This is a genomic window from Pseudomonas sp. CFBP2511 (assembly GCF_030209255.1).
Classification (GTDB): domain Bacteria; phylum Pseudomonadota; class Gammaproteobacteria; order Pseudomonadales; family Pseudomonadaceae; genus Aquipseudomonas; species Aquipseudomonas avellanae.
In genome coordinates this window covers 108,280-119,742 of record NZ_JARVSI010000015.1, presented here as the reverse complement: position 1 = coordinate 119,742, position 11,463 = coordinate 108,280, and the positions used below count along the sequence as shown (strand labels likewise).

At 59.2% G+C, this 11,463-nt stretch carries 7 protein-coding genes; 5 read left to right on the top strand and 2 right to left on the bottom strand.

Features of this window, described 5'->3' with window-relative positions; all coding sequences use genetic code 11:
- Positions 1-104: 104 nt before the first annotated feature.
- Together QRN38_RS12515 and QRN38_RS12510 are read left to right on the top strand one after the other, a co-directional pair.
- On the top strand, positions 105-2,216 hold the full coding sequence (locus tag QRN38_RS12515; RefSeq protein WP_057419345.1) for a putative bifunctional diguanylate cyclase/phosphodiesterase: 2,112 nt from the start codon (positions 105-107) through the stop codon (positions 2,214-2,216).
- A 112-nt stretch (positions 2,217-2,328) separates the two neighbouring features.
- Positions 2,329-3,075, top strand: a complete 747-nt coding sequence (locus QRN38_RS12510; protein ID WP_024666067.1) for an SDR family oxidoreductase — start codon at positions 2,329-2,331, stop codon at positions 3,073-3,075.
- 46 nt (positions 3,076-3,121) lie between these two features.
- On the opposite strand, the gene QRN38_RS12505 is transcribed toward QRN38_RS12510, so the two are convergent.
- Both QRN38_RS12505 and QRN38_RS12500 read right to left on the bottom strand, forming a co-directional pair.
- Positions 3,122-3,277, bottom strand: coding sequence for a hypothetical protein (locus QRN38_RS12505; protein ID WP_004396261.1), 156 nt, complete (start codon positions 3,275-3,277; stop codon positions 3,122-3,124).
- Between the two features lie 69 nt (positions 3,278-3,346).
- The gene (locus QRN38_RS12500; protein ID WP_024676933.1) at positions 3,347-3,532 is read right to left on the bottom strand and encodes a hypothetical protein; all 186 of its coding nucleotides are present in this window, start codon (positions 3,530-3,532) and stop codon (positions 3,347-3,349) included.
- 330 nt (positions 3,533-3,862) lie between these two features.
- Between QRN38_RS12500 and QRN38_RS12495 the strand changes: the two genes are divergently transcribed.
- Genes QRN38_RS12495 through glgB form a run of 3 tightly spaced genes read left to right on the top strand, consistent with a single transcriptional unit; the run spans position 3,863 to position 11,449 of the window.
- Positions 3,863-5,881 carry an alpha-1,4-glucan--maltose-1-phosphate maltosyltransferase gene (locus QRN38_RS12495; RefSeq protein WP_007243982.1) on the top strand — a complete coding sequence of 673 codons (2,019 nt, stop codon included), beginning with the start codon at positions 3,863-3,865 and terminating at the stop codon, positions 5,879-5,881.
- A gap of 19 nt (positions 5,882-5,900) precedes the next feature.
- A complete protein-coding gene (treS, locus tag QRN38_RS12490) occupies positions 5,901-9,227 on the top strand; it encodes a maltose alpha-D-glucosyltransferase (RefSeq protein ID WP_007243981.1) in 3,327 nt (1,108 codons plus the stop codon).
- Entirely contained in the window at positions 9,224-11,449 is a 2,226-nt protein-coding gene (gene glgB / locus QRN38_RS12485; protein ID WP_057419346.1) for a 1,4-alpha-glucan branching protein GlgB, read from the top strand. Before treS ends, glgB begins: the two co-directional genes overlap by 4 nt.
- The last annotated feature ends 14 nt before the right edge of the window (positions 11,450-11,463 follow it).

Sequence of the window (11,463 nt, the reverse complement as noted above, 5' to 3'; positions counted from 1 at the left end):
TGGTTGCCAGCTTTCCGATCAAGCGCCGCGACATTTTGTGGCTATTGCGTACAATCACTTGCAGAAGATCGGCATGGACGCGCTCATTGGCTCCAGGTGCGTTTATGTTGATTGGCAGTTATACCCCCTCGCTTGTCATGATCTCCGTTCTCGTCGCGATTATTGCTTCGTACACTGCTCTGGATCTGACCGGCCGTATTATTTCGGCCAAGGGCCGTGCGGTTTATGTATGGATCGCCGGCGGTGCGTTGGCGCTGGGTGTGGGTGGCTGGTCGACGCATTTCATTGGCATGCTGGCGTTTGTGCTGCCTATCGACGTCGCCTACGACGTGCCCCTTACGCTTTTATCGCTATTGATTGCAGTATTGTCCTTAGGGTTTGCCCTGTGGCTGGTCACCCAGCCGCGTCTGCCCGCCTTGCAACTGGGCCTGGGCGCGTCATTGCTGGGGCTCGGCATCAGCGCCATGCATTACACCGGAATGGCGGCCATGCGCATGCAACCCGGTATCGAATACGCGCCCTGGCGGGTTGTTCTTTCCCTGCTGATTGCCATTGCAGCCGCTGCGGCGGCGATATGGATAGCGTTTCATCTTCGCCAGCAACGGCCCAAGGTGTATCTGGCACGCGCGTGTGCGGCAGGGTTGCTGGGTATGGCCATCGTCGGCATGCACTACACCGGTATGGCGGCGGCAAGCTTTGCCGAGGGTAGTTACTGCGGTGCGCTGGCGGGCGGGCTGAGCAGCAACGGTCTGGACCGAATCGTGCTGGTGGCCAGCCTGTCGGTGCTGAGTATCACGCTGTTCTGCTGCATTCTCGATTCCCACCTCGAAACGCGTACGGCGGTGCTCGCCAATTCGCTGGTGGAAGCCAATCATGAGCTTACCCATCGCGCGCTGCACGATAGCCTGACTGGTCTGCCGAACCGCACGTTGCTGACCGATCGCATCGAGCAGACCATGAACAAGGTCCGCGAGAACGGCGGCTGCTTCGCGTTGATGTTCATGGACCTTGATGGCTTCAAACCGGTGAACGATGCATTCGGTCATCACACCGGGGACCTGTTATTGCGTCAGGTCGCCTTGCGTCTTCGTCAGAACCTGCACCTGCATGACACACTGGCGCGAGTCGGCGGCGACGAGTTCGTTCTGCTGGTCGAGCTTCAGGACCAGCAGGATGCACTGGCTGTCGCAACGCGGCAGGTCAACGAGATCGGCAATCCCTTCACCATCGGCGAGCATCAGTTGCAGATATCGCTGAGCATCGGCATCTGCATGTATCCGGGCAACGGCACCACGCAACACGAACTGCTGGTCAACGCCGACGCAGCGATGTACCACACCAAGGCAGCCGGCAAGAACGGCTACAGCTTTTTTGACGTGTCGATGAACAGCAACGCACGCAATCAGTTGCAGCTGTCGCAAGACCTGCGTTCGGCCATCAAACACAAGCACTTCTGTCTGTACTATCAGCCCAAATTCGACGCCCTGACCGGGCTGCCGGTCGGTGCGGAGGCGCTGTTGCGCTGGAATCACCCGACGCAGGGCCTTCTGGGGCCTGACCTGTTCATTGCCCTGGCCGAGAAAACCGGGCTGATCATTCAAATCGGCGAGTGGGTGTTGAACGAAGCCTGCCGGCAAATGCGCGAGTGGTACACCCAGGGCTATCCGCACTGGCGCATTGCGGTCAACCTGTCGGCGTTGCAGTTCTGCCACAGCGGGCTGGTCACCGCGGTCGCCGATACATTGGCCCGGCACCAACTCCCGGCCAACTGCCTGACCCTGGAGATCACCGAAACCACCGCCATGCACGACGCGGATGCGAGCCTGGCGGTGTTGCGAAGGCTTTCGGAGATGGGCGTGGACCTGTCGATTGACGACTTTGGCACCGGTTATTCCAGCCTGATGTACCTAAAGCGTCTGCCTGCCAATGAAATCAAGATCGATCGCGGTTTTGTCCGTGATCTGGAGCACGATACCGACGATGCCGCCATCGTCTCGGCTATCGTTGCCGTGGGCCAGGCATTGAACCTGCGAATCGTTGCTGAAGGGGTGGAAACTGCTGTTCAACAGCGCTTTCTGACCCATCTGGGGTGCCACTCCCTGCAAGGCTTTCTGCTGGGGCATCCGCTGCCTGCGCAACAGTTTCTAGAGAATATCCGCGCGGCGGAAGTCAAAGCTGTGCTGGACGCGTCAGTCACTGGTCAACTGGCGATCTGAAACGCTTCGATGGCGCTGGATCACAAAGGCTGGCACGATCAGAGACGTCTGGTTACGCTGCGGGTATGACCTGCACCTTGATGTCGTTTTTTGGATAAATACGAGACAGCCCATGGATAAAGTCCTCATCATCACCGGCGGTTCACGCGGGATTGGCGCAGCCACTGCGCGTCTGGCTGCTTCCCAGGGCTATAAAATCTGCATCAATTACCTGTCTGATCATGCCGCCGCGGAAAAAACCGCCGGGCAGGTCAGGGCGTTGGGTGCCCAGGCAATCACCCTGCAGGCGGACGTCAGCAACGAGGACGAGATCATGCGCCTGTTCGCCAGGGTCGATTCCGATCTGGGGCGAGTCACCCACCTGGTCAACAATGCCGGCACCTTGTCTCAGGCTTCACGCGTCGAGGACATGTCGGAATTTCGCATGCTGAAAATGATGATGACCAACGTCGTCGGCCCCATGCTGTGCAGCAAACACGCCTTGTTACGCATGTTGCCGCGTCATGGCGGGCACGGGGGCAGCATTGTTAACGTGTCGTCACTGGCGGCGCGGCTGGGTTCGGCAGGCGAGTACGTGGATTACGCCGCGTCAAAAGGCGCGCTGGACACCTTCACAATCGGGCTTTCCAGGGAAGTCGCTGGCGAGAACATTCGCGTCAATGCAGTCAGGCCGGGATTTATCTTCACGGACATTCATGCCCTGAGCGGCGACCCGTTCCGCGTCAGCAAGCTGGAAGGCGCACTGCCCATGGGTCGTGGCGGCACACCCGAAGAGGTGGCCGAAGCCATTCTCTGGCTGCTGTCAGACAACGCATCGTATGCCACGGGCACATTCATTGACCTGGCGGGCGGGCGCTGAAGACGTCCAGCCGCTCAGGACGTCTTCAATTGCCGGGTAGCGTGCGTCACACCGTGACAGGCGGCGCATTGGCAGGCGGATCACCTACCGGCGTTTCATTGGGTGGCGGCGTCGATGGCGGATCCTGCTCGGGTATCGGCTCGGGCAGGGCAGGTTCATCAATGTTCGGATCGGGCACTTCGATGGGATTGGGTAGCGTCATGGTTGCAGCCTCCTTATTGACCCCTGTCTTGCCGGGCATTGTTTAGGACTGCCCGCTGTGATTGATGATTCAATCAATTGGCTTCTTTGGGCGGTAGTGTTCAGATAGCTCGTCAGTCAACTGCTCAGACGGTTCCTCAGACGGCCCTTCAAGTACTTCTGGCGACACCAGATCGCTGCCGAAGTCAGAATGACTTTGTTTTCTGTCGCACACCTCGAAATTCATGAGTTGGTAATTGCAGGGCTTCAGCATCATGGTGCGTTCCTTCAGGATGCGCCAACACTGAATCAGTGTGCTGCAATGCGTTGAAGACCGCGTGATAGGAGCTTGTCATGGGATGATTCCTACAAGCACTTGGGAATTCGATTACACGCTCACCTCAACTATTTTCCGCTGGGCTATGCTCTGACGCGCCCACCACACAACCTCAAAACCTTTGAACTTTACCTTCAATGACCGCTCGGAACCTAGGCAGCTGAATTCGACGAGTCTTCTGCATTTTGCGATCGTCCGCTGCCATACCGTCTATTTTTCCATTGCATGGAATGCACAGGAGCGTCCCTGGGGCGTGAGGAGTGATGCTCGATGAATGAACAGCCATACGGTCCGGATTCCCTGGCCACCGATGTACCGCACCCAACCCAACCCTTGTCACTCACCCAGGCGCTGCAATTGCCCCGCATCGTGATCGAAGACACGTTGCCGGTGATTGACGGTGGGTTGTTTGCGGCCAAGGCGATCATCGGGCAACCGGTCACCGTGACCAGCAAGGTCTACGCCGATGGGCATGACAAGATGGCGGTGAACATTCGCTGGCGCGCTGCCGACGAAGAAAACTGGCACAGCGCGCCGATGCACGAGCTGGGCAATGACAGCTGGATCGGTGAATTCACCCCGACAGCTGTCAGCCGTTACGTATTTCGCCTGGAAGCCTGGATTGACCAGTTCGGCAGCTACCGTTATGAGCTGGAAAAGAAGTTCGGTGCGGGTGTGCCAATCGATCTGGAGCTGGAAGAAGGGCGCATTCATCTGGTGCATGCCGCAGAGCGCAGCCAGGGTGACCAGCGTAAACAGCTTGAAGGTCTGGCGGCTCAGCTTGCCAAGGGCGACAACGACGAGAAAGTTGCGCTGCTCTTGCACAGCGACACAGCCAATCTGATGAAGCAGGCCGATAACCAGGCCTTCTTGAGCCGCAGTGTGGAGTTCCCGCTGGATGTCGAGCGTGAGCTGGCGCAATTCGCCAGCTGGTACGAGCTGTTTCCGCGCTCGATCACGGATGACAAGGCCCGTCACGGCACCTTCAATGACGTCCACTCGCGCTTGCCGATGATTCGCGACATGGGCTTCGACGTGTTGTATTTCCCGCCGATTCACCCCATCGGTCGTGCGCATCGCAAGGGGCCGAACAATTCCCTGACCGCCGGGCCGGATGATCCGGGCAGCCCTTATGCCATCGGCAGCGAAGATGGCGGCCATGAGGCTATTCATCCGCAACTGGGCAGCCGCGAAGACTTCCGTAACCTGGTGAAGGCCGCGGCTGAACACGGCCTGGAAATCGCCCTGGATTTCGCCATTCAGTGTTCGCAGGACCACCCGTGGCTCAAGCAGCATCCAGGCTGGTTCTCGTGGCGTCCGGACGGCACGATTCGTTATGCGGAAAACCCGCCGAAAAAGTACCAGGACATCGTCAACGTTGATTTCTACGCGCCCGATGCGATTCCGGGCCTGTGGCTGGAGCTGCGTGACATCGTGCTCGGCTGGGTCAAGGAAGGCGTTAAAATCTTCCGTGTCGACAACCCGCACACCAAACCGTTGCCGTTCTGGCAGTGGATGATCGGTGAGGTGCGCAGTCAGCACCCTGAAGTGATGTTCCTGGCGGAAGCGTTCACCAAACCGGCGATGATGGCGCGCTTGGGCAAGGTCGGTTACACCCAGAGCTACACCTATTTCACCTGGCGCAACAGCAAGGCCGAGCTGTCGGAGTATTTCACCGAGCTGAACGAAGTGCCGTGGCGCGATTGCTACCGCCCGAATTTCTTCGTCAATACACCGGACATCAACCCGCGCTTCCTGCATGAGTCGGGTCGCCCGGGCTTTTTGATCCGCGCGGCACTGGCAACCATGGGTTCCGGGCTGTGGGGCATGTATTCCGGCTTTGAATTGTGCGAAGCGGCACCGATTCCGGGCAAGGAAGAGTACCTGGATTCAGAGAAGTACGAGGTTCGTGTCCGGGACTATGCGGCCCCCGGCAATATCATTGCCGAGATCGCCCAGCTCAATCGCATTCGCAGGCAGAACCCTGCGCTGCAGACGCATTTGGGGCTGAAGCTGTACTCCGCTTGGAACGACAATATTCTGTACTTCGGCAAGCGCTCGGCGGATGGCAGCAACTTCATTCTGGTGGCCATCAACCTGGACCCATTCAACGCACAGGAAGCGGATTTCGAGCTGCCACTGTGGGAAATGGGCCTTGCGGATGACGCCGCGACGTCTGGCGAAGACCTGATGACCGGGCACCGCTGGACCTGGTACGGCAAGTATCAGCACACCCGTCTCGACCCGTCGCAACCTTTTGGAATCTGGCGTATCCAGGCCGCGCACTAATACTCCCAAGGAGTCAGCAATGGCTAAGAAGCCCGATGCCGCGACATTCATCAAAGACCCGCTCTGGTACAAGGATGCGGTGATCTATCAGGTTCATGTGAAGTCGTTTTTCGACGCCAACAATGATGGCATCGGCGACTTCGCCGGCCTGATCGAAAAGCTCGACTATATTGCCGCGCTGGGGGTCAACACGATCTGGCTGTTGCCGTTTTACCCGTCTCCGCGCCGGGACGACGGCTACGACATTTCCGAGTACCGCGACGTCCATAGCGATTACGGCACCATGGCCGACGCCAAGCGCTTCATCGCCCAGGCGCACAAGCGCGGCCTGCGGGTGATCAGCGAACTGGTCATCAATCACACGTCCGACCAGCATCCTTGGTTTCAGAAGGCGCGCAACGCCAAGCCTGGCTCCAAGGCCCGTGATTTCTACGTGTGGTCGGACACCGACCAGAAGTACGACGGCACGCGCATTATCTTTCTCGACACCGAGACATCCAACTGGACCTGGGACCCGGTCGCCGGCCAGTATTTCTGGCACCGGTTCTACTCGCACCAGCCGGATCTGAACTTCGACAACCCGCACGTGCTGGATGCGGTGCTGGAAGTCATGCGGTTCTGGCTGGACCTGGGTATCGATGGGTTGCGCCTGGATGCTATTCCGTACCTGATCGAACGCGATGGCACCAACAACGAGAACCTGCCGGAAACCCATCAGGTGCTCAAGCGTATCCGCGCCGAGATCGATGCCAATTACCCGGACCGCATGCTGCTCGCCGAGGCCAATCAATGGCCGGAAGACACGCAGCTGTATTTTGGTGACAGCAAGGGGCCGGACGGTGACGAATGTCACATGGCGTTTCACTTTCCGCTGATGCCGCGCATGTACATGGCGCTGGCGCAGGAAGACCGCTTTCCGATCACCGACATTTTGCGCCAGACGCCGGAAATTCCGGAAAACTGCCAGTGGGCGATTTTCCTGCGCAACCACGATGAACTGACCCTGGAAATGGTCACGGATCGTGAGCGTGATTACCTGTGGAATTACTACGCGGCCGACCGGCGTGCGCGGATCAACCTCGGCATCCGTCGGCGTCTTGCGCCACTGGTCGAGCGTGACCGTCGCCGCGTCGAACTGCTGAACAGCATGTTGCTGTCGATGCCCGGTACACCGACGTTGTATTACGGTGACGAAATCGGCATGGGCGACAACATTTATCTGGGCGACCGCGACGGTGTGCGCACGCCGATGCAGTGGTCGATTGACCGCAATGGCGGTTTCTCGCGTGCCGATCCGGCCAGCCTGGTGCTGCCACCGATCATGGACCCGATGTATGGTTTCCAGTCGGTCAACGTCGAAAGCCAGGAGCGTGACCCGCATTCGCTGCTCAACTGGAACCGCCGCATGCTTGCCGTGCGCAAGCAGCAGAAGGCGTTCGGCCGCGGCACACTGAAAATGCTTTCGCCGTCCAACCGGCGCATTCTGGCCTACACCCGTGAGTACACTGCGCCAGACGGTCACAGTGAAGTGGTGCTGTGTGTGGCCAACGTGTCCAGTGCGGCCCAGGCGGCAGAGCTGGATCTGTCGGGCTACGCCGGCACGGTCCCGGTGGAAATGCTTGGCGGCAGCGCCTTTCCGCCTATTGGCCAGTTGAATTACCTGCTGACACTGCCGCCGTACGGCTTTTACTGGTTTCTATTGGCTACGGAGAATCAAATGCCCAGCTGGCACGTTGAACCGGCGCAAAGCATGCCGGACTTTCCGACCCTGGTGCTCAAGAAGCGTCTTGAAGAGCTGCTCGAAGAGCCGCTGCGCAGCACCATGGAAGACACCTCGCTGACGGTCTATCTGCCCAAGCGCCGCTGGTTTGCGGGAAAGGACAAGGCCATCGAGAAGGTCAACATCGCCTATGCAGTTCGTTTTGGTGACGAGGCGCACCCGGTGCTGCTCAGTGAAATAGAAGTGACCGCTGGCGGGCAGACTGATCGCTATCAACTGCCGTTCGGCCTGCTGGGCGAAGACGACATCAGCAGCGCATTGCCGCAACAACTGGCACTGGCCCGCGTGCGTCGCAGCCGCGATGTAGGGCTGATCACCGATGCCTTCACCCTGGAAACCTTTATTCGTGCAGTAATTCAGGGTATGCAATCTGACACGGTCATCCCGTGTGCCGACGGCCAATTGCGTTTCGAGCAAAGTTCGCAGCTTGCGCCGCTGGGCCTGACCCATGAGTCCGAGGTTCGTTATCTGTCTGCCGAGCAGTCCAACAGTTCGGTGGTGGTCGGCAGCAGCCTGGTGCTCAAGCTGATTCGCAAAGTCAGCGCCGGCACGCACCCTGAGCTGGAAATGGGGGCATTTCTGACCCATGCCGGCTTCAAGAATATCTCGCCATTGCTGGGTTCACTGGTGCGCGTCGGCAACGACGGTCAGCCGAATCTGTTGATGATCGCTCAAGGCTACCTGAGCAATCAGGGCGATGCGTGGGAATGGACGCAGAACAACCTGGAACGTGCGGTGCGCGACGAGTTGGCGCACGGCGTTTCCGGTCAGGAGCAGCATTACAACGCGTTGCTTGAACTGGCGGACTTTTCGCGCAGCCTGGGTCAACGCCTGGGGGAAATGCACCAGATTCTCGCATCGCCAACCGATAACGCAGATTTTGCGGTCGAAGTCACCAGCGCTCAGGACAGCAAAGCCTCCGCCACCAGCGTCAACGCTCAGCTTGAGCGAGCCTTGCAGCTGCTTGAGCAGCGCAAGGGCGATCTGGACAAGGACGATCAGCAACTGGTCAGCGACCTGCTTGCGCACCGCAAGCAGATTCGCCAGCGTGTCGAAGGCCTTGCCAAACGCTCGGCCGGTGGCCTGCGCATTCGTGTGCACGGTGACCTGCACCTGGGCCAGGTGCTGGTCGTGAAGGGTGATGCCTACCTGATCGACTTTGAAGGCGAGCCCGCCCGTGCGCTTGAAGAACGCCGCGCTAAGCACAGCCCGTTCAAGGACGTCAGTGGCGTGCTGCGTTCATTCGACTACGCTGCCGCGATGGCCGTGCGCAGTGCGCAAAGTGTCGATACCTCGCCGCAAGCTGCAGCTGCCCGCAAACAAGTCGCCGAGACGTACCTGTCGCAGGCCCGAGAAGCGTTTATCGAGGGCTATCGCTCGGCAACCTCCGGCATCGCGCACGCCTGGAAAGATGCAAAAGGGGAAGACGCCGCACTGGAGCTGTTCACCCTGGAAAAAGCCGCTTATGAAGTGATCTACGAAGCCGAGAATCGTCCAGCCTGGTTGGCCGTTCCTTTGCAAGGCTTGCGTGGGTTGCTGCAACCGTCTGATGGAGAACCGATATGAATGCGCCTGACAAAACCGGCACGGATCGCCGTGCGGTTCCCGCTGCTGTGGACCTTGATGCGCTGATTCGTGCAGAACACCGTGACCCGTTTTCGATTCTTGGCCCGCATGACGACGGCAAAGGCGGGCAATATGTTCGTGCCTATCTGCCCGCAGCGCTGAGCGTACGCCTGCTGGCCAGAGATGACGGCCGCGAACTGGCCGAACTGTACATGAGCGACGTGCCGGGTTTTTTCGTCGGTCATCTTGAGCAGCCACAGCCGTATCTGTTGAAAATCAACTGGGCGGGCGGCGAGCAGATCACCGAAGACCCCTACAGCTATGGTCCGCTGCTGGGCGAAATGGACCTTTACCTGTTTGCCGAAGGCAATCACCGCGACCTGAGCAGTTGCCTGGGCGCGCAAGTGACCAGCGTTGAAGGTGTCGAGGGTGTGCGCTTCGCTGTCTGGGCACCGAACGCCCGCCGGGTTTCCGTGGTCGGCAGCTTCAATGGCTGGGATGGCCGTCGCCACCCGATGCGTCTGCGTCACCCGACCGGCGTGTGGGAGATCTTTGTTCCGCGTCTGCAACCGGGCGAGGTCTACAAATACGAGATTCTGGGTGCTCACGGGATTCTGCCGCTCAAGAGCGACCCGATGGCCCTGGCCACTACGCTGCCGCCCGATACGGCGTCGAAGATTTCTGCGCCACTGAAGTTCGAGTGGCATGACCAGGACTGGCTGCAATCCCGGGCCGGGCGTCACGACGTTGCTGCGCCATTGTCGATTTATGAGCTGCATGCCGGTTCGTGGCAGATGGAACAGAACGATGAAGGCCAATGGCGTCAGTACAACTGGCGTGAGTTGGCTGACCGCCTGATTCCGTACGTCAAAGAGCTGGGTTTCACGCACATCGAGCTGATGCCGATCATGGAGCACCCGTTCGGTGGTTCATGGGGCTATCAATTGCTCGCCCAGTTCGCGCCGACCGCCCGCTACGGTTCGCCTGAAGATTTCGCCGCATTCGTGGACGCCTGTCACCAGGCAGAAATCGGCGTCATCCTCGACTGGGTGCCTGCGCATTTCCCGACCGATACCCACGGGCTGGCACAATTCGACGGCACTGCGCTGTACGAATACGCTGACCCCAAGGAAGGCTTTCATCAGGATTGGGACACGCTGATCTACAACCTGGGGCGGACCGAAGTGCATGGCTTCATGCTGGCCTCGGCGCTGCACTGGCTCAAGCATTACCACATCGACGGCCTGCGTGTGGATGCGGTGGCGTCGATGCTGTATCGCGACTACTCGCGCAAGGCGGGCGAGTGGGTGCCCAATCGCTTCGGCGGCCGCGAGAACCTGGAGGCCATCGACTTCCTGCGTCACCTCAACGACGTCGTTGCGCTGGAAGCGCCTGGCACTATGGTCATCGCCGAAGAATCGACGGCCTGGCCGGGTGTCAGCGAATCGACGCAAAAAGGTGGTTTGGGCTTCAACTACAAGTGGAACATGGGCTGGATGCATGATTCGCTGCAATACATGGAAGAAGACCCGATCAACCGCGAGCATCATCACGGCAAACTGAGTTTCAGCCTGGTATACGCGTGGTCCGAGCGCTTTGTGCTGCCGATTTCCCACGATGAAGTGGTCCACGGCAAGCACTCGCTGATCGACAAGATGCCGGGTGATCGCTGGCAGAAATTTGCCAACCTGCGCGCCTATCTGGCGTTCATGTGGACGCATCCGGGTAAAAAGCTGCTGTTCATGGGCTGCGAATTCGGTCAGTGGCGTGAATGGAACCACGACCAGCAACTGGACTGGTACCTGATGCAATACGCCGAGCACGTGGGTGTGAAGAAGCTGGTCGGTGACTTGAACCGCATTTACCGCGAAGAAAAGGCTCTGCACCAGCGCGATGCCGACCCCACTGGTTTTCAGTGGCTGATCGGTGACGACAAGGCCAACAGCGTGTTTGCCTACCTGCGCTGGAGCAATGATGGCGAACCGCTGCTGGTGGTCGCCAACATGACGCCCGTGCCGCGTGAAGGCTATCGCGTTGGGGTGCCGTTGCAGGGCGCGTGGACAGAACTGCTGAACAGCGATGCAGAAACCTATGCCGGCTCCAACATCGGTAACGGTGGGGAAGTAATCAGCGAAGACGAGCCGGTTCATGGCATGTCGGCTTCTCTGACACTGAATCTGCCACCATTGGCCGTGCTGATTTTCAAGCCCAAAAAAGGCTGATAAAGCCAATGCAT